This is a genomic window from Streptomyces sp. NPDC021212, from assembly GCF_044332925.1.
Classification (GTDB): domain Bacteria; phylum Actinomycetota; class Actinomycetes; order Streptomycetales; family Streptomycetaceae; genus Streptomyces.
The window spans coordinates 432,417-456,669 of record NZ_JBIRPZ010000001.1; the positions used below are offsets into that span (position 1 = coordinate 432,417).

General features: G+C 72.4%; 6 protein-coding genes and 1 pseudogene. 5 read left to right on the top strand and 2 right to left on the bottom strand.

Annotated elements, in window-relative coordinates; all coding sequences use genetic code 11:
- The first annotated feature begins 68 nt into the window (after positions 1-68).
- Entirely contained in the window at positions 69-656 is a 588-nt protein-coding gene (locus ACH4SI_RS01925) for a TetR family transcriptional regulator (protein WP_398291460.1), read from the top strand.
- 3 nt (positions 657-659) lie between these two features.
- Here ACH4SI_RS01925 and ACH4SI_RS01930 read toward each other — a convergent pair whose 3' ends face one another.
- Together ACH4SI_RS01930 and ACH4SI_RS01935 are read right to left on the bottom strand one after the other, a co-directional pair.
- Complete coding sequence (locus ACH4SI_RS01930) at positions 660-1,247, bottom strand: tellurite resistance TerB family protein (RefSeq protein WP_398291462.1); 588 nt, start codon at positions 1,245-1,247, stop codon at positions 660-662.
- Between the two features lie 136 nt (positions 1,248-1,383).
- The gene (locus ACH4SI_RS01935; RefSeq protein WP_398291464.1) at positions 1,384-2,370 is read right to left on the bottom strand and encodes a helix-turn-helix transcriptional regulator; all 987 of its coding nucleotides are present in this window, start codon (positions 2,368-2,370) and stop codon (positions 1,384-1,386) included.
- 101 nt (positions 2,371-2,471) lie between these two features.
- Here ACH4SI_RS01935 and ACH4SI_RS01940 point away from each other — a divergent pair, with 101 nt between their 5' ends.
- The 4 genes and pseudogenes from ACH4SI_RS01940 (at position 2,472) to ACH4SI_RS01955 (ending at position 24,252) form a co-directional block, all read left to right on the top strand.
- Positions 2,472-3,050 (top strand): DinB family protein, encoded by a 579-nt coding sequence (locus ACH4SI_RS01940; RefSeq protein WP_398291465.1) that lies wholly within the window; start codon positions 2,472-2,474, stop codon positions 3,048-3,050.
- Positions 3,051-3,205: 155 nt separating this feature from the next.
- Positions 3,206-8,125: pseudogene (locus tag ACH4SI_RS01945) on the top strand (SDR family NAD(P)-dependent oxidoreductase); the annotation flags it as partial.
- 40 nt (positions 8,126-8,165) lie between these two features.
- Positions 8,166-18,302, top strand: coding sequence for an SDR family NAD(P)-dependent oxidoreductase (locus ACH4SI_RS01950; RefSeq protein ID WP_398291467.1), 10,137 nt, complete (start codon positions 8,166-8,168; stop codon positions 18,300-18,302).
- Positions 18,303-18,333: 31 nt separating this feature from the next.
- Positions 18,334-24,252, top strand: coding sequence for an SDR family NAD(P)-dependent oxidoreductase (locus tag ACH4SI_RS01955; RefSeq protein WP_398292314.1), 5,919 nt, complete (start codon positions 18,334-18,336; stop codon positions 24,250-24,252).
- Position 24,253: the final 1 nt, after the last annotated feature.

Here is a 24,253-nt window from a genome sequence, read left to right on the forward strand (position 1 = left end):
TTCGGTTTAATGAGCGTGGCATGCCGACCGGGGATCGTCAAACGAACCAGTTCGTTACCATCGGATGCATGGCATACGACTCAACGGCGACCAAGGAACGCATCCTCGCCGCGGCGGCCTCGGAATTCGCCGCGCATGGCGTCGCCGGAGCCCGGGTGGACCGTATCGCCGCCCACGCCAAGGCCAACAAGCGTGCGATCTACGACTACTTCGGCGACAAGAACAAGCTCTTCGCCGCCGTCCTCGAACGCGTCCTGGCCGACCTCGCCCGGGCCGTCCCGCCCAGCGACGACCTGCCCGCCTACGCCGAGCGCCTCTTCGACTACCACCGCGCCCACCCCGAGGCGCTGCGCCTGGTGATGTGGGAAGCCCTGGAAATCGGCGACCAGCCCGTCCCGGCGGAAGAGGACCGTACCCGCCACTACCAGGACAAGGTCGACGCCGCCGAATCCGGCGGGCGTGGCGGTGACGCGGGGGACGCGCGCACCCGCGTGTTCTTCACGCTCGCCCTGGCCGGCTGGAGTGTCGCCATGCCCCAGCTGCGGCGCATGGTCCTCGGGCCCGACCACAGCCTGGACGACCTCCGCGCGGATGTCGCCCGAGCGGTGCGGACCCTGTCGGCCGACCCCGGGGAGCCCGGGGCCCAGCAGACGTGAGGCTCAGATGCCGAATTCCGTGGGCGCGATCCCGAGCGCGGCGCAGGCCTCGCGGATGGCCTGCTGTTCGGACGGCTCGATGTAACCGTCGGCCCCGGCGATGACGATGCCGGTCTGGATGACCGCGCGGGCCTCCGTCGGCTTCTTGGCCGCCTTGGCGATCACCTGCAGCGCCTCGGTCTTGCCCAACTGGAAGTTGGCCACGAGCCGGTCCACGTTCTTGTTGAACGCCTGGCGGAGCTGGTCCGCCGGGAAGTTCTGGAGGACGTCGTTGGTGGTGATCAGCTCCTCGACGCGCTGCCGCTCGGCCGGCTCGACATGACCGTCCGCCGCGGCCACCAACGCGCACATCGCCATGGTGGCATCGCGGTAGGCGCCGCTCTTCAGCTCGGTCTTGACCGACGCCAGCTGGGACTTGAGCAGGCCGACCAGCTGCGCCTTGGAGCCCCCGGAGGACGAGCCGGAGCCGTGGCCACCGTGTTGCCCCTGCCCAAAGGATCCGTGCCCCTGCCCGGCCCCGCCCCTTCCCCGGGCGCTCTGGGACTGCTGGAGGTTCTTGGCCTGGTCCTTGAGCCGGTCCCACATTGCCATTGGTGCCACCTCGGCTTCTGTTGCTGCTCGTCCGGTTCTGCTCGTCAATCGCGCTGTTTCGCGGTCTGTTCAAGGTGAACGCTCCCGGCGCCGGCCGGGTTCCCGAAAGGCAAAGTAGACGTAAAACAAGACGGTGTCACGAACAGGCGTCGGCGTAGCGACGGGCCAGGTGTGCGAAGGCGGACCTCAGCTCGGCCGGGCCGACGACCTCGATGTCGGCGTCGAACTTCCCGATGTCGGAGGCCAGACCGATCCATGACCACGAACCCAGGACGAGTCGGCAGCGGTTCGGGCCGAGGGCCTCGACAACACCGTCGCGGAGATGGCGGGACACGTCGGCGGCGGGCAGTCCGAGGATCACCTCGCCGCGACAGGGCCAGTCACCGGAGCCGTCCGAGCCCCGGAACCGGGCGGACACGAAGGCGGCCACATCACCTCCGGGCAGGTCGCGCGGAGTGAAGCGGGGCCCGGTCGGAGTGCGCGGGGTGATCCGGTCGGCGCGGAACGTGCGCCAGTCCTCGCGGTCGAGGTCCCAGGCGACGAGATACCAGCGCCCGCCCCGGGTGACGAGGTGATGGGGCTGCACCCGACGTGGTGGAGCCGGTACGCCGCTGTCGGCCACCTCCCGCGGATGCGTCGGGGCGTAGTCGAAACGCAGTACCTCATGGGCGTGGACGGCGGCGCCGAGCGCCACGAGCACGCTGCCGTCGACCCGCGGCTCCGGCCGCACCGCGGGCCGCTCGACGGCGGTGACCTGGAGGGCGTCGATCCGGTGACGCAGCCGTGCGGGCATGACCTGCCGGACGGTGTTCAGCGCACGCACCGCGGCCTCCTCGATGCCGGCGCCCGAGGTGGCGGCGATCTGGAGGGCGACGGCCAGCGCGACGGCCTGCTCATCGTCGAACAGCAGCGGGGGCATCGTCGCGCCCGCGTCGAGCCGGTAGCCGCCGTCGGGCCCTTTGAAGGCCACGATGGGATAGCCGAGTTCCCGCAGGCGGTCCACATCACGGCGCACGGTGCGCGGGCTGATCCCCAGCCGCTCCGCCAGCAGCGCGCCCGGCCAGTCCCGGCGCGCCTGGAGCAGCGAGAGCAACGACAGCAGTCGCGCGGAAGTCTTCGGCATGACCCCCATGGTGCCCGGAGAAGCGGACACATCCTGGCCGCTTCCCTTGCGACTCTTCTCGAGTACCGGACAGCGACAACGAACCGAAGGGCCTCAACACCGTGACCGCCACCACCACATCCCCCGCGACCCTCGACGCCGAGCGGACCGACCTCCTCGCCGCACTCGCCACCGCACGATCCGCCCTCACCCACACCACCCGCGGGCTCAGCGACGAGCAGGCCGGCGAGCAGCCGACGGTCAGCGCGCTGTGCCTGGGCGGGCTGATCAAGCACGTCGCGTCCATGGAGGAAGGGTGGATGCGCTTCGTGGTCGAGGGCCCGTCGGCGATGCGCTACGACCTGCCCGAGGGTGTCACCTGGGCCGACATCATGGCCGGCACCGCGAGCGAGTTCCCGCAGTGGATGATCGACCACCAGAGCGAGTTCCGGATGCCGCCCGGCGAGACGCTGGCCGGGATCGTCGAGCGCTACGAGCAGATCGCCGCCCGCAGCGAGGACGTCATCGCCTCCGTACCCGACCTGTCGGCGGCACATCCGCTGCCGGAGGTGCCCTGGCACGAGCCGGGCGCGGTGTACAGCGTCCGCCGGGTGCTGATGCACATCATCGCGGAGACCACCCAGCACGCCGGGCACGCGGACATCCTGCGCGAGACGCTCGACGGCCGGAAGTCGACCTGACCGCATCGATGGGGACGGGCAGGCCCGCCCGCGGCCGCGGAGAGGCGTGAGGAGGTTAGGGGCGATCAGGGGTTGGGGGGTCATTTCACCCTGCGTAGCGTTCCCGGCAAGCGCGCGTCGCAGTGTCGGGCGCCTTTCGACCCGGGGTGGCTGTGGTGGGCAACCAGGAGAAGCTTCTTGACTACCTCAAGCGCGCGACCACGGACCTGCGCGCTGCCCGCAAGCGCATCGCGGAGATCGAACACCGCGACCGGGAGCCGATCGCCATCGTCGCGATGGCATGCCGCTATCCGGGCGGGGTGGACTCGCCAGAGGGGCTGTGGCGGCTGGTGGACGGGGGCGTGGACGCGATCTCGGAGTTCCCGTCCGACCGCGGCTGGGGCGTCGAGGACATCTACGACCCCGAGCCCGGAAAGCCCGGGAAGACAGCCTCTCGGGAGGGCGGATTCCTCCATGACGCCGGCGAGTTCGACGCCCAGCTCTTCGGGATCAGCCCGCGCGAGGCGACGGAAACCGACCCTCAGCAGCGATTACTCCTCGAGGTGTCGTGGGAGGTGCTGGAGCGGGCCGGGATCGACCCGCTGTCGCTGAAGGGCAGCCCGACGGGCGTGTTCGCCGGGGTCATGTACCACGACTACGCGCGCGGCAGCAACGGCGGCAGCATCGTCTCGGGCCGGGTGTCGTACACGCTCGGCCTCGAAGGCCCCGCGGTGACCGTGGACACGGCGTGCTCGTCGTCGCTGGTCGCCCTGCACATGGCGATGCAGTCGCTGCGCTCGGGGGAGTGCGCGCTCGCGCTCGCGGGCGGGGTGACGGTGATGTCGACCCCCGAGATGTTCATCTACTTCAGCGAACAACGCGGCCTGGCGACGGACGGCCGCTGCCATTCGTTCGGCGCGGCGGCCCATGGTGTCGGCTGCTCCGAAGGCGCCGGGATTCTCCTGCTGGAACGTCTGTCGGACGCGCGCCGCAACGGTCATCCGGTGCTGGCCGTCGTACGGGGAAGCGCACTCAATCAGGACGGTGCCAGCAACGGCATGTCGGCGCCGAACGGCCCGTCCCAGCGGCGTGTGATCCGTCAGGCGCTGGCGAACGCGGGGCTGTCGGCGGCCGATGTGGACGCGGTCGAGGCGCATGGTACGGGGACGACGCTGGGCGATCCGATCGAGGCGCAGGCGCTTTTGGCCACGTACGGACAGGACCGCGCGGAACCGCTGTGGCTGGGGTCGATCAAGTCCAACATGGGCCACACCCAGGCGGCTTCGGGGGTGGCCGGGATCATCAAAGTGGTGCAGGCGATGCGGCACGGGGTGTTGCCGAGGACACTGCACGCGCAGGAGCCGACGCCGCAGGTGGACTGGTCTGCGGGCAATGTCCGGCTGCTGACCGGGCCGAGGAAGTGGCCGCGTGGCGAGCGTCCGCGCCGCGCGGGGGTCTCTTCGTTCGGGATGAGCGGGACGAACGCCCACGTGATCGTGGAGGAGGCGCCACCGGCCGAGGACGAGCCCGAGGAGCGCCACGAGCTGCCCGTGGCACCCATCGTCGTCTCGGCCGCGACCGCCGAGGCGCTTCAGGCGCAGATCGAGCGGATCCGTGCGTTCGCCGTAGGCCACGATGAGCTTGATGTGGCATTTTCGGCGGCGACGGGACGGGCCGCGTTTGAGCATCGTGCGGTGCTGGTCGGGTCGGAGACGATCAGCGATGTGGTGGCGGGCGGGGGTGGCAAGCTGGCGTTTCTGTTCACCGGGCAGGGGAGTCAACGTCTGGGCATGGGGCGGGAGTTGTATGAAGTCTTCCCGGTTTTCGCGGCGGCGTTCGATGCGGTGTGTGAGGCGTCGGGGCTGGCGTTGAAGGAGGTGGTGTGGGGTGATGATGCGGCTGGGTTGGAGCGTACGGAGTTCACCCAGCCCGCGATCTTCGCGTTGGAGGTGGCGCTGTATCGGCTGGTGGAGTCCTGGGGTTTGCGGCCGGATTTCCTGGCCGGTCACTCCATCGGTGAGCTGGCTGCGGCGCATGTGGCGGGTGTGCTGAGTCTGGAGGACGCCACGCGGTTGGTGGTGGCGCGCGGACGGTTGATGCAGGCGTTGCCGTCGGGTGGGGCGATGGTGGCGATCCAGGCCACCGAGGAGGAGGTCGCGCCGCTGCTGGACGGTGAGGTGGGGATCGCGGCCGTCAACGGGCCGTCCTCGGTGGTGGTCTCCGGTGCCGAGGACGCGGTGGCGGCGGTGGTCGAGCGGTTCAAGGACCGTAAGACGAGCCGTCTGCCCGTCTCGCATGCGTTCCATTCGCCGTTGATGGATCCGATGCTGGAGGACTTCCGGAAGGTGGCCGAGACCGTCACCTACGGTCGGCCGGTGATCCGGCTGGTGAAGGACATGGCGTCGGCCGAGTACTGGGTGCGGCATGTGCGGCAGGCGGTGCGGTTCGCCGATGACGTACGTGCGTTGCGAGACGAAGGCGTCACGCGGTTCCTGGAGGTGGGCCCGGACGGTGTGCTGACGGCGATGGCACAGCAGACCGTCGAGGGCACGATGGCGGCCACGCTGCGGCGGGACCGGCCCGAGGTGGAGGGGGTGTTCGCCGGGGTCGGGCGGTTGTACGCGGCGGGTGTGCCGGTGGACTGGGCCGCCGTCTTCGCCGGGCGCGGTGCCCGGCGGCTGGAGTTGCCCACGTATGCCTTCCAGCGCAAGCGGTACTGGCTGATCGAGCAGCCGGCAGCCCCCGCCGGGGCCGATTCCGTCGACCATCCGCTGCTGACTTCGATGGTGGAGCTTCCCGAGGACGGCGGGGCCGTGTTCACCGGGCGGCTCTCCCTCGACTCCCACCCGTGGCTCGCCGACCACGACGCCTTCGGCGCGGTGGTGGTGCCCGGGCAGGTGTTTTTGGAATTGGCGCTGTTCGCCGCCGAGCGGACGGGACGTGGCCGGGTCGAGGAGCTTGATCTCCACACACCGCTGGTCATGACCGACCCCGAGGACGTCATGACGCTGCGCGTGATGGTCGCCGAGGCGGGGTCCCTGAGTGTGCACGCGCGGCGTGACGACCGGACGGCCTGGGTGAAGCACGCCACGGGTGTCCTCGCCTCCGGGCCCGACGGCTCCTCCTGGGCACGCGATGAGGTGACGTACGCCGCGGTGCTCGACGCCGCCGCGGAGGCCGCCGGTCCGCACACCGATGGCGAACCGGCACTCGCCCACGCGTGGCGCGGGGTCGCGGTGCGCGTCGATGAGGAAGGGCGTCCGGCCCTGTCGGTGGAGTCGGCCGGGACACGTGCGATCTCCACGGAGGAGGTGCGGGCGCACACCGGAGGCCGTGAATCGCTCTTCCACGTCGAGTGGATCGCCCCACCGGCGCCCCCCGCGGCCTCCGAGACCGGCGCTCACGTGATCTACGAGTGCCCGCCGGCGGCAGACGCCACGCCGGAGGGGTTCCGCGCGCTGACCCGTCAGGTGCTGTCCGTCATCCAGAAGTGGCCGGCCGATGAGCAGGCGGCTTCCGCCCGGCTCGTGGTCGTCACGCGGGGCGCGACCGATGGCACCGACCTGGGGCATGCGGCGATGTGGGGGCTGGTGCGCTCGGCGGAGGGTGAGTATCCGGGCCGGTTCGTCCTGGTGGACCTGGACACCGGCGACGACACCGAATTGCCCGAGGAGGCGTTGCGCCTCGACGAGCCCGAGATGGCCGTACGCGACGGCGAGATCCGGGTGCCCAGGCTGGCTCGCGTCCCGGCGCTGAACGACGCGACCCCGTCGTGGGGCCCGGACGACGCGGTGCTGATCACCGGTGGCACGAGCGGGCTCGGCGCCCTGACGGCCCGCCACCTGGCTGCTGAGCACGGCGTCAAGAATTTGCTGCTGACCAGCCGCCGGGGCATGGACGCGCCGGGTGCGGCCGACCTGGTGGCGGAGTTGGCGGCGTTGGGTGCCGAGGCGGAAGTGGCCGCGTGTGATGTCGCCGATCGCGACGCCGTGGCCGCGCTGCTGTCCGGGCGGTCGCTGACGGCTGTCGTGCACTCGGCCGGGATCGTGGACGACGTACTGATCGGGGCGTTGACGCCAGAGCGGCTGGACGCGGTCATGCGGCCGAAGGTGGACGCCGCGTGGCATCTGCACGAGCTGACCCGCGACCACGACCTCTCGGCGTTCGTGCTCTTCTCGTCCGTCGCGGGCACGCTCGGCGGCGCCGGCCAGGGCAACTACGCCGCCGCGAACGCCTGGCTGGACGCGTTCGCCCGGTATCGCCACGCACGAGGGCTTCCCGCGCTGTGCCTGGGCTGGGGGCCCTGGACTCAGGTCGGGGGCATGGCCGACCGGCTGGACGAGGCCGAGTTGCAGCGGCTCCGGCGCACGGGAATGCCACCGCTCTCCCCCGACGAGGGGCTCGCGTTGCTGGACGCGGCAACCGCGCCCGGGCGGCCCCCCGCGACGCTTCCGGCACGGTTCGACCTGGCGGTGATGCGCGGACAGGCCGAGACGGGGACACTTCCCGCCCTGTTCGGCGGGCTGGTGCGCACCCCGCACCGCCACGCGCCGTCCGGCAGGGCGTCGCTGGAGCGGCGGCTGAGCGGGCTGAGCGGGCCGGAACGCGAACAGCTCCTGCTGGGGCTGGTACGTGGCCACGTCGCGCGGATCCTGGGACACGACGGTGTCGAGGAGGTGCCGCCGGACCGCGCGGTGAACGAGCTGGGCCTCACCTCGCTGGGCGCCGTGGAACTGCGTAACGCGCTCAACGCCGAGACCGGCCTCTCGCTGCCTCCGACCCTGGTCTTCGACTACCCGACACCCCTCGCGGTGGTCGGTCTTCTGCACGAGGGGCTGCGGCCGGCCGAGGCCGACCCCGCCGCGTCACTGCTGGCCGAACTGAGCCGTCTGGAGGCCGCCCTGACCGCGCTCGCGTCGGCCGACGACGCGGCACACGCCAAGGTCACCGCCCGGCTGGAGGCGGTGTCACGGCGGGCACGGGACGCCCGGAGCGGCGTGGTGGCGGACGCCGGGCCGGACGGCGCCGGCGCCCTGGCACCCGCTTCCGACGACGAGCTGTTCGAGGCGCTGAACAAGGAACTGGGACTGTCCTGACGGACACCGCGTCTGCTTGTGGACTTTCACGGATGGGTTGATGACGATGTCGAAGGACTCCAACGAGGACCGGCTGCGGGAGTATCTGCGGCTCGCTACCGGTGAGTTGCAGCAAACCCGGCGCCGTCTGCACGAGGTGGAGGACCGGGAGCGGGAGCCGATCGCGATCGTGGGAATGGCATGCCGTTTCCCCGGTGGCGCGGCCACGCCGGAGGGGCTGTGGGAGCTGATCGCCGACGGCCGGGACACGGTGGGCGAGTTCCCCACCGACCGGGGCTGGAACCTGGACGGGCTGTACGACCCGGACGGGGCCGGCGAGAACACCAGCTACGTCAAACAGGGAAGTTTCCTCGACGGCGCGGGGGACTTCGATCCGGAGTTCTTCGGGATCAGCCCGCTGGAGGCGCTGGCGATGGATCCCCAGCAGCGGCTGCTGCTGGAAACCTCATGGGAGGCCGTGGAGCGGGCCGGGATCGATCCGCCGGCGCTGAAGGGCAGCGCGACGGGGGTGTTCGCCGGGCTGGTGTACCACGACTATCCGGGCAGCAGTGTGACGGGCGCGCTGGTCTCCGGCCGGGTGGCCTACACCCTGGGGCTCGAGGGCCCGGCGGTGACGGTCGACACCGCCTGCTCGTCGTCGCTGGTCGCGCTCGACATGGCGGTCAAGTCGCTGCGCGGCGGAGAATGCTCCCTGGCGCTGGCCGGCGGGGTGACGGTGATGTCGACGCCGGTCACCTTCGTGGAGTTCAGCAAGCAGCGGGGCCTGTCGACGGACGGCCGGTGCAAGGCGTTCGCCGCGGCTGCCGATGGCACGGGGTGGGGCGAAGGCGTCGGTGTGCTGGTGCTGGAGCGGCTGTCGGAGGCGCGCCGCAACGGCCACCGGGTACTGGCGCTCGTACGCGGCAGCGCCGTCAACCAGGACGGCGCAAGCAACGGCCTGACCGCGCCCAACGGCCCGTCCCAGCGCCGGGTCATCCAGCAGGCGCTGACGAACGCGGGCCTGTCGGCCGCCGATGTGGACGCGGTGGAAGCACATGGCACGGGAACGACGCTGGGCGACCCGATCGAGGCCCAGGCGCTGCTGGCCACGTACGGGCAGGAGCGCCCCGACGACCGGCCGCTGTGGCTCGGATCGGTCAAGTCGAACGTCGGTCACACGCAGGCGGCCGCGGGCGTGGCCGGTGTCATCAAGATGGTCCAGGCGATGCGGCACGGGACGCTGCCCAGGACGCTGCACGTGGACGAGCCGACACCGCAGGTGGACTGGTCGGCGGGGAACGTCCGGCTGCTGACCGAGACCCGTGCCTGGCCGGAGGGCGAAGGCCCGCGCCGCGCCGCCGTGTCGTCGTTCGGCGCCAGCGGTACGAACGCGCATGTGGTCCTGGAGGAGGCTCCGCCGATCGAGGACGCCTCGGAGCCGCAAAACCGGCCGGTGGTCCCATGGGTGATCTCGGGCAAGTCCGAGGCCGCGGTGCGCGAGTACGCGGGGCGTTTGCTGGACGTGGCGGCGGGGGAGCCGCGTCCGGCGGACGTGGGCTGGTCGCTGGCGGCGCGGCGGGCACCGTACGCGTACCGGGCCGCGGTGGTGGGCGCCCAGGGCGAGGAGATCGCGCAGGGCCTCGCCGCAGTGGCGCGGGGGCAGGCTCCGGTGGTGTCGGCCCGCTCCGGGTCCGGCCCGGTGATGGTGTTCCCGGGGCAGGGGTCGCAATGGGTGGGGATGGCGCTCGAACTGATCGCGTCGTCCGAGGTGTTCGCGGATCACATGGCCGCGTGTGAAGAGGCGCTGGCGGCCTTCGTGGACTGGTCGCTCCGCGAGGCGCTGGGCGACGAGGCCATGTTGGAACGGGTCGATGTGGTCCAGCCCGTGCTGTGGGCGGTGATGGTGTCGCTGGCGGGGCTGTGGCGGCACTACGGCGTGGAGCCCGTCGCGGTGGTGGGCCACTCCCAGGGGGAGATCGCCGCGGCGACCGTCGCCGGAGCGCTGTCGCTGCAGGACGGGGCCCGGGTGGTGACGTTGCGCAGCAAGGCGCTGCCTGCGCTGTCCGGCCAGGGCGGGATGGTCTCGGTCGCCCTGCCCCGGGAAGAGGCGGAACGACGGATCTCCCGCTGGGGGGACCGGATGTCCATCGCCGCGGTGAACGGCGGCGCCTCCACGGTGGTCTCCGGCGAGGTGGGCGCCCTGGAGGAGCTGATGGCCGCGTGTGAGGCGGAGGAGGTGCGGGCGCGGCGGATTCCGGTGGACTACGCCTCGCATTCGGCGCAGGTGGAGCGGATCGAGCAGGAACTGCTGGAGGTGCTGGCGCCGGTCCGGCCCCGCGCCGCCCGGATCCCCTTCTACTCCACCGTGACCGGCGACCTCATGGACACCACGGGTCTGGACGCCGCCTACTGGTACCGGAACTTGCGGCGGACCGTGGAGTTCGACCGGGTGATCGGCCTGCTCACCGAGCGGGGCGTGGACGTGTTCATCGAGGCCAGCGCGCATCCGGTGCTGGCACCCAGCATGGAACACACCGCGATCGGCACCCTGCGCCGCGACGACGGTGGCCTGGACCGCTTCCTGACCGTCCTGGCCCAGGCCCACACCCATGGCGTGGACGTCGACTGGGAGAAGGTGTTCGCCGGATCCGGCGCCCGCCAGGTGGAACTGCCGACGTACCCCTTCCAGCACCGCCGGTACTGGCTGACCGATGCGGTGGCAGGCGCCGACGCGGTCTCGATGGGACTGGGCGCGCTGGGCCACCCGCTGCTGGGCGCGATGGTCATGCTCGCGGACTCGGACGAGGTGGTGCTCACCGGACGGCTGTCGATCGGGGCCCTGCCCTGGCTGGCCGACCACGTCATCGACGGATCGGTGCTCTTCCCCGGCACCGGCTTCGTGGAGCTGGTGATGCGCGCGGGCGACGAGGTCGGCTGCGGCCGGATCGAGGAGCTGACCCTCCACGAACCGCTGGTCCTCGCCGAGCGCGGCGGGGTGGCCGTACAGGTCGTCGTCGGCACGGCGGACGAGGCGGGCCGCCATGCGGTCACGGTGTACTCCCGTGACCAGGACGCCCTCGACCTGCCCTGGAATCGGCATGCCACCGGTCTGCTGACCGCGGCCACCTCGTCCGGCGGTGTCGATCTGACCGCCTGGCCGCCGCCCGGGGCCGAGCCGCTGAACCTGGATGTCGGGGCCCTGTACGGGGAGTTGGTCGACATGGGCCTGGCGTACGGGCCGACCTTCCAGGGGCTGCGGTCGGCCTGGCGGGCCGGGGACGAGGTGTTCGCCGAGATCGCCCTGCCGGACGACGCCGAGCCGGATGCCTTCGGTCTGCACCCGGCCCTCCTCGACGCGGGCCTGCACGCGATCGGCCTCACCCCGGCGGGCGCTGGTGACGCGGCCCTGCTGCCGTTCTCCTGGTCGGGCGTGGAACTGCACGCCTCCGGCGCGGGTGCGCTGCGGGTGTGTATCACCCCGCTCCAGGACGGTGTCGCGGCCCTGACGATCACCGACGCGACCGGCCAACCCGTCGCGACGGTCGAGTCCTTGGTGCTGCGGCCCCTCACCGCCGTGACGACCGAGCCCCGCACCGAATCGCTCTTCCACGTCGCCTTGACCCCGCTCCCCAGCGGCGGGATCACGGGCGGGGACACGCTCACCGATACCGAGGTGCTGCGCGTCGCCGCCGGATCCGATGTCCGTACGGCGGTGAACCAGGTGCTGGAGGCGCTGCAGTCCGCCGCCTCGCGTCTCGTGGTGGTCACCCGGGGCGCGGTACCGGTGAGGGACGAGGACGCCCCCGATCTGGCCTCGGCAGCGGTCTGGGGCCTGGTCCGCAGCGCTCAGACCGAGGACCCCGGCCGTTTCGTCCTGGTCGACCTGGACGCTGCGGACGCGACGGACGACGCTGCCATCGCGTCGGCGGTGGCGGCCGGGGAGCCCCGGATCGTGGTGCGCGGGAACACCCTCCACGCGCCTCGGCTCGCCCGGCTGGCGGCATCGCCATCGGATACGACGGACGATCAGACGCCGACGTTCGGGGACACGGTGCTGATCACGGGCGGCGTGGGGGTGCTGGGCGGACTGATGGCCCGGCATCTCGTCACCGAGTACGGCGTACGACGGCTGCTGCTGACCGGTCGCCGGGGCGCGGATACCCCGGGCGCCGCCGAGCTGGTGGCGGAGCTGACCGGGCTGGGCGCCGAAGTGGAGGTGGCGGCGTGTGATGTCGCGGACCGTGAGGCGCTGGCGGGGCTGTTGGCGGGCCGGGAGCTGTCGGGTGTGGTGCACGCGGCGGGTGTGCTGGACGACGGGGTGATCGCGTCGCTGACTCCGGAGCGGGTGGACCGGGTGCTGCGTCCGAAGGTGGACGCGGCGCTGCATCTGCACGAGCTGACCCGCGACATGGACCTCACCGCGTTCGTGCTGTTCTCCTCGGCCGCCGGGGTCATCGGCTCGCCGGGGCAGGGAAACTACGCGGCGGCCAACGCGTTCCTCGACGCCCTGGCCGCGCACCGCCGCGCACAGGGCCTGCCCGCCCAGTGCCTCGCCTGGGGCGTGTGGCAGACCAGCTCCGGCATGGCCGGGAGCCTGGGCGACGCCGACCGGTCCCGCATGACGCGCGGTGGCATCCTCCCGCTGTCCCACCGCGAGGGCCTGGCCCTCTTCGACACGGCCGTGCGAGACGCGGCCGTACGGGCGGACGCACCCCCGGCGGTCGTCCCCGTGAAACTGGACCTCGCGGCGGTCCGCGCGAGCGGTTCGGTGCCGGAGCTGCTGCGCGGCCTGGTCCCCGTCGTCACCCGCGGAACCGCCCGGAACCGGGCCGACGCGGACGGGCTGCGCCGGCAGCTGGCGGGCCTGTCCGAGGACCAGCGGCTGGACACGCTGCTGACCCTGGTCCGCGCCCAGGCCGCCATGACGCTCGGCTACGCCGGACCGGAGGCCGTCGACCCGGAGCGTGCGTTCCGCGATCTGGGAGTCGACTCGCTGGCCGCCATGGAGCTGCGCAACGCGCTGGGCCAGGCGACGGGCCTGCGGCTGCCGGTCACGTTGGTGTTCGACTACCCCACCCCCGCCGTTCTCGCGCGCCATCTGCTGGACGAGGTGTCGGGAACCGTGCGCGAGGGCCGCGCCACAACGGTCACGACCCCGGCCGACGGCGATCCGATCGCCATCATCGGCATGGCCTGCCGCTATCCCGGAGGGGTGTCCTCGCCGGAGGACCTGTGGCGGCTGCTGGACGACGGGACGGACGCGATCTCGGCCTTCCCCGACAACCGGGGCTGGAACCTGGACCGGATCTACGACCCCACCGGCACCCGGCCGCGCACCACCTACGTGGACCAGGGCGGATTCCTCTACGACGCGGCTGAGTTCGACCCCGGCTTCTTCGGGATCGCGCCGAACGAGGCGATGGTCATGGATCCGCAGCAGCGGTTGCTGCTGGAGACGTCGTGGGAGGTGCTGGAGCGCGCCGGAATCGATCCGACGACGCTCAAGGGCAGCCCGACCGGTGTGTTCGCCGGGATGATGTACCACGACTACAGCCAGAACAGCAGCACGGGCGCCATCGTCTCCGGCCGCGTGGCCTACACCCTCGGTCTGGAGGGCCCGGCCGTCACCGTCGACACCGCCTGCTCGTCCTCCCTGGTCGCGCTGCATCTGGCCGCCCAGGCGCTGCGGTCGGGCGAATGCACACTCGCCCTCGCGGGCGGCGTCACCGTGATGGCCACGCCGGACAACTTCATCGAGTTCAGCGAACAGCGCGGCCTGTCGCGGGACGGCCGGTGCCGGTCCTTCGCCGCCGCGGCCGATGGCTCCGGCTGGGGCGAGGGCGTGGGCATGCTGCTGGTCGAGCGGCTGTCGGACGCGCGCCGCAACGGCCACCCCGTCCTGGCGGTGGTACGCGGCACAGCGACCAACCAGGACGGCGCCAGCAACGGCCTGACCGCCCCCAACGGCCCCTCCCAGCAGCGGGTGATCCGGCAGGCACTGGCCAACGCGGGCCTGTCACCCGCCGAGGTGGACGCGGTGGAAGCACACGGCACGGCGACGACACTGGGCGATCCGATCGAGGCGCAGGCGCTGCTCGCCACGTACGGCCAGGGCCGGGAAACGCCGCTGTGGCTGGGCTCGATCAAGTCCAACATCGGTCACACCCAGGCGGCGGCCGGAGTGGCGGGCGTCATCAAGATGGTCCAGGCGATGCGGCACGGCGTCATGCCGAAAACGTTGCACGTGGACGAGCCGACACCGCAGGTGGACTGGGCGTCGGGCGAGGTCCGGCTGCTCACCGAGGCGCGGGAGTGGCCACGTGGCGACCGCCCACGCCGCGCGGGCGTGTCCTCCTTCGGCATCAGCGGCACCAACTCCCACGCCATCATCGAAGAGGCTCCGCCGGTCGAGGAAACGCCCACGGAGCGGCGGGAGTTGCCTGTCGTTCCGCTGGTCGTCTCGGCCAGGACGCGGGCGGCGCTGGAGGCCCAGCTCGACCGGATGACCTCCGTCGGGCAGGACGCGCTGGACGTGGCGTACTCGGCCGCGACCGGCCGGGCCGCGCTGGAGCACCGCGCGGTGCGGGTCGGGGCGTCCGAGGCCGTCGTCGGCTCGGTCACCGAAGGCCGACTGGCGTTCCTGTTCACCGGGCAGGGCAGCCAGCGAGTGGGGATGGGCCGGGAGCTGTACGACACGTTCCCGGTGTTCGCGGCGGCGTTCGACGAGGTGTGCGACGCGCTCGCCATGCCGCTGCGCGAAGTGATGTGGGGCGACGAAGTGGCCCTGCGCCGCACGGAGTTCACCCAGCCCGCCGTCTTCGCCCTCGAAGTGGTGCTGTTCCGGTTGATGGAGTCGTGGGGCATCAAGCCCGACCTGCTGACCGGGCATTCCATCGGTGAGGTGGCGGCGGCACATGTGGCCGGGGTGTTCGGCCTCGCCGACGCGGCCCGGCTGATCACGGCGCGCGGACAGTTGATGCAGGCCCTGCCGTCCGGCGGCGCCATGGTGGCCATCCAGGCCACCGAGGAGGAGATCACCCCGCTCCTCGGCGAACGGGTGGGGCTCGCGGCGGTCAACGGCCCGGTGTCCGTGGTCGTCTCCGGCGCCGAGGACGCCGTGACCGCGCTCGCCGAGCGCTTCGGCGACCGCAGGACGACCCGGCTGAAGGTCTCGCACGCGTTCCATTCGCCGCTGATGGACCCGATGCTGGAAGACTTCCGGGAGGTCGCCGAGAGCGTCATCTACCACGCACCGGCCATCCGGCTGACGAAGGACATGGCGTCGGCGGAGTACTGGGTGCGGCACGTGCGGGACACCGTGCGGTTCGCCGACGATGTGCGCGTACTGCGGGACGAAGGGGTCACACGGTTCCTGGAGATCGGGCCGGACGCCGTGCTGACGGCGATGGTGCGGGAGATCGTGGCCGAGTCCGTGGCCGAGGGCACGACGGCGGCCACCCTGCGTCGCGGCCATCCCGAGACGGAAAGCCTGTTCACCGCGGTCGGGCGGCTGTTCACCGCCGGGGTCCGGGTCGACTGGGAAGCCGTTCTCGGCGGCCGTGGGGCGCGGCGCGTCGATCTGCCGACCTATCCCTTCCAGCGACAGTCGTACTGGTTGGAGTCGGGGCGCGGGCCGGAAGCATCCGATCATCCGCTGCTGGACGCGGCGGTCGGAGTGGCGGGCACGGACCAGACCGTGCTGACCGGGCGGCTGTCGGCCGGTACACAGCCCTGGCTGGCCGACCATGTCGTCGGCGGCGGGATCGTCTTCCCCGGTACGGGCTTTGTCGAGCTGGCCGTTCGCGCGGGTGACGAAGTGGGATGCGGCCGGATCGAGGAACTGACGATCGAGGCGCCACTGGTCCTCGCGGAGCGCGGTGCGGTGGCCCTTCAGGTGCTGGTCGGGCCGGAGGACGGGTCCGGCCACAGGCCGGTCGAGGTGTATTCGCGTGGTGAGGACGAGGTCCGTCAGCCCTGGGCCCGCCACGCCGCCGGGACACTGGCCCCGGCCACCGGGGACGGCGCGAAGGAGAGGGCGCAGTGGCCGCCGCCCGGGGCGGAGCCCGTGGAAGTGGCGGGCCTGTACGAGGCGCTGGCGGACGCCGGGTTGGCATACGGGCCGCTCTTCCAGGGGCTGAAGGCCGCCTGGCGGAGCGGCGACGAGGTGTTCGCCGAGGTCGTACTGCCCGGCGCGGCGGACCGGTTCGGGCTGCACCCGGGGCTGCTGGACGCGGCCCTGCACGCGATCCCGCTGCTGTCGGACGACGACCGTGTCGTCCTTCCGTTCTCCTGGACGGGCGTGGAGCTGCACGCTTCCGGCGCCGATGTGCTCCGCGTGCGGGTGACATCACCGGGTCAGGATCAGGTCACCCTGGACGCCGTGGACGGCACGGGCCGGCCCGTCATCTCCGTGGACACCCTGACCCTGCGCCCGATGGCGACACCGTCACTCGCCCGCGTCGACTCGCTCTTCCAGGTGGAGTGGGCACCGGTGGCCGCACAGGGCCGGGCAACCGACGACATGACGGTGTGGCGGGCCGAGGGTGAAGACGTCCGGTCCACGCTGCGTTCCGCTCTGGCGGCCCTCCAGTCGGAGACCGGAGCTTTGGCGGTGGTCACCCGGGGTGCGGTGTCGGTGGCCGGTGAGGACGTCACCGACCTGGCCGGTGCGGCGGTGTGGGGTCTGGTGCGCAGCGCCCAGTCGGAGGACCCGGGGCGGTTCGTCCTGGTCGACGTGGCCGGCACGGAGGACGAGGCGGACGAGGCGGACATCGCCCTGGCGCTCGCGGTGGGGGAGCCGCAGGTGGCGGTCCGGGACGGAAAGGTCTACGCGCCACGGCTCCGGGCCGCCTCGGTGACGGAGTCCGAGCCGTCGTCCGTCTTCGGCGCCGCGGTGCTGGTCACGGGCGCATCGGGGGCGCTGGGCGGGCTGGTCGCGCGTCATCTGGTCACCGGACACGGGGTGCGGCGGCTGCTGCTGACCAGCCGCCGCGGGCTGGACGCACCGGGTGTGGCGGAGCTGGTGGCGGAGCTGACCGGGCTGGGCGCCGAGGTGGAGGTGGCGGCGTGTGATGTCGCGGACCGTGAGGCGCTGGCGGGGCTGTTGGCGGGCCGGGAGCTGTCGGGTGTGGTGCACGCGGCGGGTGTGCTGGACGACGGGGTGATCGCGTCGCTGACGCCGGAGCGGGTGGACCGGGTGCTGCGTCCGAAGGTGGACGCGGCGCTGCATCTGCACGAGCTGACCCGCGACATGGACCTCACCGCGTTCGTGCTGTTCTCCTCGGCGGCCGGTGCGATCGGCTCGCCGGGGCAGGGCAACTACGCGGCGGCCAACGCGTTCCTCGACGCGCTGGCCGCGCACCGTCGCGCGCAGGGCCTGCCCGCCCAGTCCCTGGCCTGGGGCCTGTGGGCTACCGACGCCGGTATGGCCGGGGAGCTGGCGGACCACGACCGGCAGCGGATCGTCCGTACGGGCCTGACGGGTCTGTCGCCCGCCGAAGGGCTGAAGCTCTTCGACACGGCCGCCGCACTCGCCACCCCCGTCCTGGTCCCCATGCACCTGGAGACCAAGGCGCTGAACGCGGCCGAGGCGCCCCCGATGCTGCGCGGCCTGGTACGCGGCTCCGCGCGGCGCGCCGTGTCGGCGCGGCATGACGAGGGAAGGGCGGCCGCACTGCGGCAGCGGCTGGCCGCGCTGCCCGCCGACGAGCGGTACGGCGAGCTGCTCACCCTCGTCCGTACCCATGCGGCGGCCGTGCTGGGGCACGCGGGGCCGGAGGCCATCGAACCGGAGAGGGCCTTCGGCGACCTCGGATTCGACTCGCTGGGGGCGGTGGAGTTCCGCAACGCCGTCAACGCCGCCACCGGGCTGCGGCTGCCGCCCACCCTGCTCTTCGACTATCCGAACGCCCGGGTGCTGGCCGAGCACCTCGCCACGGAACTGGTGCCCGACCACGCCGACGGTGACGCCGGCGCCGACGAGGACACGGTCCGCCGCCTGCTCGCCTCGATCCCGCTCATCCGGCTGCACGACGCGGGGCTGATGGACACCCTGCTCGAACTCGCGGGCGCCGCCCCCGCCGCTGCGGCCGCCCCCGTGGCGGGGCAGCAGGACGCGATCGACGCGATGGACACCGAAACCCTCATCAGCATGGCGCTGCAGGACACCGCCCTGGACGACGCGACGCGAGAAGCCTGAGGACACGATGGCCGACACCGACCACAAGCTCGTGGCGGCGCTGCGTGCGTCGCTCAAGGAGACCGAGAGTCTGCGCGCCCGCAACCGCGCCCTGCGGGCCGCCTCCCGCGAACCCATCGCGATCGTGGCGATGAGCTGCCGCTATCCCGGCGCGGCCTCGCCCGAGGAGCTGTGGCGGCTGGTCGCCGACGAGGAGGACGCGGTCTCGCGGTTTCCCACCGACCGCGGCTGGGACGAGACGGCCATCTACGACCCCGAGCCCGGACGCCCCGGCAAGACCTACAGCCGGGAAGGGGCGTTCCTGTACGACGCGGCCGCGTTCGACCCCGAGTTCTTCGGGATCGCGCCGAACGAGGCGATGGTCATGGATCCGCAGCAGCGGTTGCTGCTGGAGGCGTCGTGGGAGGTGCTGGAGCGGGCGGGGATCGATCCGACGACGCTCAAGGGCAGCCCGACCGGTGTGTTCGCCGGGATGATGTACCACGACTACACCTACAACAGCAGTACGGGCGCCATCGCCTCCGGCCGCGTCGCCTACGCCCTCGGCCTGGAGGGCCCGGCCGTCACCGTCGACACCGCCTGCTCGTCCTCGCTGGTCGCCCTGCACTGGGCGGTCCAGGCGCTGCGGTCGGGGGAGTGCTCGCTCGCGCTCGCGGGTGGTGTCACGGTGATGGCGACGCCCGAGACGTTCATCGAATTCAGCCATCAGCGCGGGCTGGCGCCCGACGGCCGCTGTAAGTCGTATGCGGCGGCCGCCGACGGCACCGGCTGGGGCGAGGGCGTGGGCATGCTGCTGGTCGAGCGGCTGTCGGACGCGCGCCGCAACGGCCACCCGGTGCTGGCCGTCGTACGAGGCAGCGCCCTCAACCAGGACGGCGCCAGCAACGGCCTGACCGCCCCCAACGGCCCCTCTCAGCAACGTGTGATCAAGCAGGCCCTGGCCAACGCCCGGATATCCGCCGACCAGGTCGATCTGATCGAGGGGCACGGCACGGGGACGACGCTCGGGGACCCGATCGAGGCGCAGGCGCTGCTCGCCACGTACGGCCAGGGCCGGAAAGCGCCGCTGTGGCTGGGGTCGATCAAGTCGAACCTCGGCCACACCCAGGCGGCGGCGGGCGTGGCGGGCATCATCAAGGTCGTCCAGGCGATGCGCAACGGGGTCATGCCGAGGACGCTGCACGTGGACGACCCGACACCGCAGGTGGACTGGGCGTCGGGCGAGGTCCGGCTCCTCACCGAGGCGCGGGAGTGGCCGGACGAGGGGCGTCCGCGCCGGGCGGGCGTGTCCTCCTTCGGCATCAGCGGAACGAACGCGCACATCATCATCGAGGAGGCGCCACCCGTCGAGGCCGAGGAGGACGCGGCCCCGGCTGTCACCCAGGGGCCCGTCCCGTGGATCCTGTCGGCCAGGAGCCCGGAGGCGCTGCGGGCGCAGGCCGAACGCCTCCACTCCCACCTGGGCGAACGACCGGAACTGGCCCCCGCGGACGTGGCCTTTTCGCTGGCAACCGGCCGCGCGGCCCTCGAACACCGTGCGGCGATCGTCGCCGACAACCGTACGGAGTTCCTCGCGGGCCTCTGCGCGCTGGCCCAGGGGACCCCGTCGCCGTCCGTCGCCACCGGCAGGTCCCGCGAGGGCAAGGTGGCGTTCCTGTTCACCGGACAGGGAAGCCAACGTTTCGGTATGGGGCGGGAGTTGTATGACGCTTTTCCGGTTTTCGCGGCGGCGTTCGATGCGGTGTGTGAGGCGTCGGGGCTGGCGTTGAAGGAGGTGGCGTGGGGTGACGATGAGGCGGCGTTGCACCGCACGGAGTTCACCCAGCCCGCCATCTTCGCGCTGGAGGTGGCGCTCTATCGGCTGGCGGAGTCCTGGGGTATCCGCCCCGACTTCCTCGTCGGCCATTCCATCGGGGAGCTGGCGGCGGCCCATGTCGCGGGGGTGTTCGACCTGGAGGACGCGGCGCGACTGATCACGGCGCGGGGACGGCTGATGGGCGCGCTGCCGCCCGGTGGAGCCATGGTGGCGATCCAGGCCACGGAGGAGGAGGTTGCGCCGCTGCTGGACGGTGAGGTGGGGCTCGCTGCCGTCAACGGGCCCTCCTCGGTGGTGATTTCGGGCGCCGAGGACGCGGTGGCGGCGGTGGTCGAGCGGTTCAAGGATCGGAAGACGAGCCGTCTGTCGGTCTCGCATGCGTTCCATTCGCCGTTGATGGATCCGATGCTGGGGGAGTTCCGCAAGGTCGCGGAGAGCGTGGAGTACCGCGAGCCGGTCATCCGTTTCGTCAAGGATGTGGCGTCGGCGGAGTACTGGGTGCGGCATGTGCGGGAGGCGGTGCGGTTCGCCGATGACGTACGACAGCTGCACGCGGAGGGCGTGACCCGGTTCCTGGAGATCGGGCCGGATGGCATCCTCACGGCCATGGCCCGGCAGACGGTGCCGGACGCCACCACCGTGGCCACCTTGCGCCGTGACCGTCCCGAGGCCGGGGCGCTGCTGATGGCGGTCGCGCAGCTGCACCTCACGGGCGCCTCGCCCGACTGGACGGCCTTCTTCGCGGGGCGGGGAGCACGCCGTGTCGATCTGCCCACCTATGCCTTCCAGCGAAGCCGCTACTGGCTGTCGGCGCCGGTGGCCGGGGAGGGTGGAAACGCGGTGTCCATGGGCCTCACCGCGCTCGACCACCCCCTGCTGAGTGCCGAAGTGGCGGTGCCGGGAGCCGAGACGGTGGTGTTCACGGGGCGGGTGTCGACGGACACCCAGCCCTGGCTGGCCGACCACGCGGTGCTCGGCACGACACTGCTGCCCGGGACCGCGTACGTCGAACTGGCCCTGTGCGCGGGTGGCCGGGTCGGCTGCCGCGTCCTCGAAGAGCTGACGCTGCACGCGCCGCTGACCCTGCCCGAGGGCGGCGGTGTCCGGCTGCGGCTGACGGTCGGCGAACCGGCCGACGACACGGGCCGACGCCCCCTCACCGTCCACGCGCAGCCCGAGGACACCGACCCGGAGGCGGACTGGGCCCTGCACGCGGAGGGTGTGCTGACACCCGAGGACACCGCCTCGCCGCCCTCCGACCTGACGCAGTGGCCACCGCCCGAGGCGGCGAGCATCCCCACCGACGGTGTGTACGAACGTTTCCAGGACGCCGGTTTCGCCTACGGCCCGGCGTTCCAGGGACTCAAGGCGGCCTGGCGTGTCGGCGACGAGACCTTCGCCGAGGTGGCGCTCGGCGACGCGGCCGGCGCCGAGCGCTTCGTACTGCACCCGGCGCTGCTCGACTCCGCGCTGCACGCGGTGCTGCTCGGCACGGGCGGCGACGACGCGACGATGCTGCCGTTCGCATGGAAGGGCGTCCGGCCGCACGCCTCCGGCACCACGGCCGCGCGCGTCCGGCTCACGCCCAAGGGCGAGGGCGCGACGGAACTGCGTATCGCCGACGCCCAGGGGCGGCCCGTGGCGTCCGTGGAATCGCTGATCGCGCGGGAGGTCTCGGCCGAGCAGCTCGCACCGGCTCCCATGGGATCGGGCAACTCTCTCTTCCACGTCGCGTGGACACCTGCCTCCGTCTCCACTGCCGAAACCGACTGGACGATGGTCGCCGACCTGGCGGAGCTCTCCGACCCGGTGCCCGCCACGGTCGCGCTGACGCTCCCCGCCGGTACGGGCGACACCGCCGACGACGTCAGAACGGTCACCGGCGAAACACTCCGGGCGCTTCAGACCTGGCTCACCAACGAACGGTTCGCCGACCGCAGGCTCATGGTGGTCACCCGTGGCGACAGCCTCGCGCACGCCGCCGCCCGGGGCCTGGTCCGCGCCGCCCACGCGGAGGACCCGGAGCGCTTCGCGCTGCTCGACACGGACGGCGACGGCGACCCGGAGAGCATCGGCCGGGCCATCGCGTCCGGCGAGCCGGAACTGCGCGTCCAGGGCGCCGGAATCCACGTACCCCGCCTGGCGCGCACCCCCGCGGACCCGGAACACGCACCCGCCTGGGACCGGCTCGGCACCGTGCTGATCACCGGCGGTACGGGCGGCCTCGGCGCGCTCGTCGCCCGCCATCTGGTCGCCGAGCACGGCGTCCGCGACCTGCTGCTGACCAGCCGCCGTGGCATGGCCGCCGAGGGCGCGGCCGAGCTGCGTCAGGAGCTGACCGGCCTCGGCGCGACGGTCGAGATCGCGGCCTGTGACGTGGCGGACCGGGCGGCCCTGAAGGAGCTGCTCGCCGATCGCCCGCTCGGCGCCGTCGTGCACACGGCCGGGGTGCTGGCCGACGGCCTGATCGCCAACCTGACGCCGCACAGCCTCGACCAGGTGCTGCGTCCCAAGGTGGACGGCGCGCTCAACCTGCACGACCTCACCCGCGACCACGACTTAAGCGCCTTCGTGCTGTTCTCGTCGTCGGCGGGCGTGCTCGGCGCGCCAGGCCAGGGCAACTACGCCGCCGCCAACACGTTCCTCGACGCACTCGCCCAACACCGCCACGCCGCAGGGCTGCCCGCGCAGTCCCTCGCCTGGGGGCTGTGGGCGGACACCGGTGGGATGGCCGGTGGTCTGAGCGAGGCCGACCTGCGGCGGCTGCGCCGCCAGGGCATGCCCGCGCTGTCGGCGGCCGACGGCCTCGCGCTGTTCGACGCCGCGTCCGCCCGTACGGAGCCGCTGCTGGTGCCGATGGGGCTGGACCTGCGGGCGCTGCGCAGCGGGGCGGGCGGCGAACTCCCCGTACTGCTGCACGGCTTGGTCCCGGCCACGCGACGCCGTACGGCGGCCACCGACCCGGCGGCGCTGCGGCGCGAGCTGGCGGCCATGCCCGCCGAACGCCGCGAGGGAGCGCTGCGCGATCTGGTGCTCGGCCTGGCCGCCACCCTGCTCGGGCACAGTGGCCCCGAGGCGGTCGACCCCGAGCGCGACTTCTTGGAGTCGGGGTTCGACTCGCTCACCGCGATGGAGCTGCGTACGGCGCTGAACGCCGCCACCGGGCTGAAGCTGCCCACGATGGCGGTGTTCGACAGCAAGAACCCCTCCCTGCTGGCCCGCCTCCTCGCGGACGAGCTGACACGGCTCCCCGCCACCGAGCCACAGACGCAGCCGCACGCGGACACGGAGACGGAGACCGACGAGAGCGTCACCGACCTTTTCCGGCGGGCCGTCCACGCCGGTGACACCTCCGGCGCGCTGGCGCTGATGTCGGCGGTCGCGGCGCTGCGGCCCCGGTTCACCGCACCGGGCGACCTCGACCGCGCCCCGAAGGCGGTGCGGCTGGCCGACGGTCCGCGTCGCACCCGGCTGATCTGCCTGGCCACTCCCATGGCGGCCGGTGGTGTGCACCAGCACGCCCGGCTGGGTGCGGAATTCCGGGACATCCGCCACGTGTCGGCGCTGCCGCTGCCCGGATTCGCCCGGGACGAGCCGCTGCCCGGTTCGGCCGAGGCGCTGTCGGGTGTCCTGGCCGACGCCGTGCTGGAGGCGGCCGAGGGCGAGCCGTTCGCGCTGCTCGGCTACTCCTCCGGCGGCATCATCGGCCACGTCCTCGCCCGGCATCTGGAGGAGGTGGCCCAGGTCCCGCCCGCCGGACTGATCCTGATCGACACCTTCCGCGTCGACGACGCGGCGATGAAGACCGGATTCGACCACCTCATGCGGGAGGTGCTGGCGATGGAATCGGCCTACGGACCGTACGACGCGGCGCGGCTGTCGGCGATGCCGCACTACTTCGGGGTGCTGGGGGACTTCGACCCCGTACCGCTTGCCGCGCCGACTCTGTTCGTCCAGGCGGCCGAGCCGTTCGTGGCGCCGCCCGAGGGCGTCGACCCGGCCGAGATGCGGGCCCGGCCCTGGGACCCGGACCACACCCTGCGCACCGTGCCGGGCGACCACTTCTCGCTCGGACAGGGCCACGCCCCGACGACCGCCCGGACCATCGACGAGTGGCTGACGACCCTCGACTGAC

What these genes read in the sequence shown, in the direction of transcription:
- ACH4SI_RS01925 (WP_398291460.1), top strand. Translation starts at nt 69, where the DNA reads ATGGCATACGACTCAACGGCGACCAAGGAACGCATCCTCGCCGCGGCG.
- ACH4SI_RS01930 (WP_398291462.1), bottom strand. Translation starts at nt 1,247, where the DNA reads ATGGCAATGTGGGACCGGCTCAAGGACCAGGCCAAGAACCTCCAGCAG.
- ACH4SI_RS01935 (WP_398291464.1), bottom strand. Translation starts at nt 2,370, where the DNA reads ATGCCGAAGACTTCCGCGCGACTGCTGTCGTTGCTCTCGCTGCTCCAG.
- ACH4SI_RS01950 (WP_398291467.1), top strand. Translation starts at nt 8,166, where the DNA reads ATGACGATGTCGAAGGACTCCAACGAGGACCGGCTGCGGGAGTATCTG.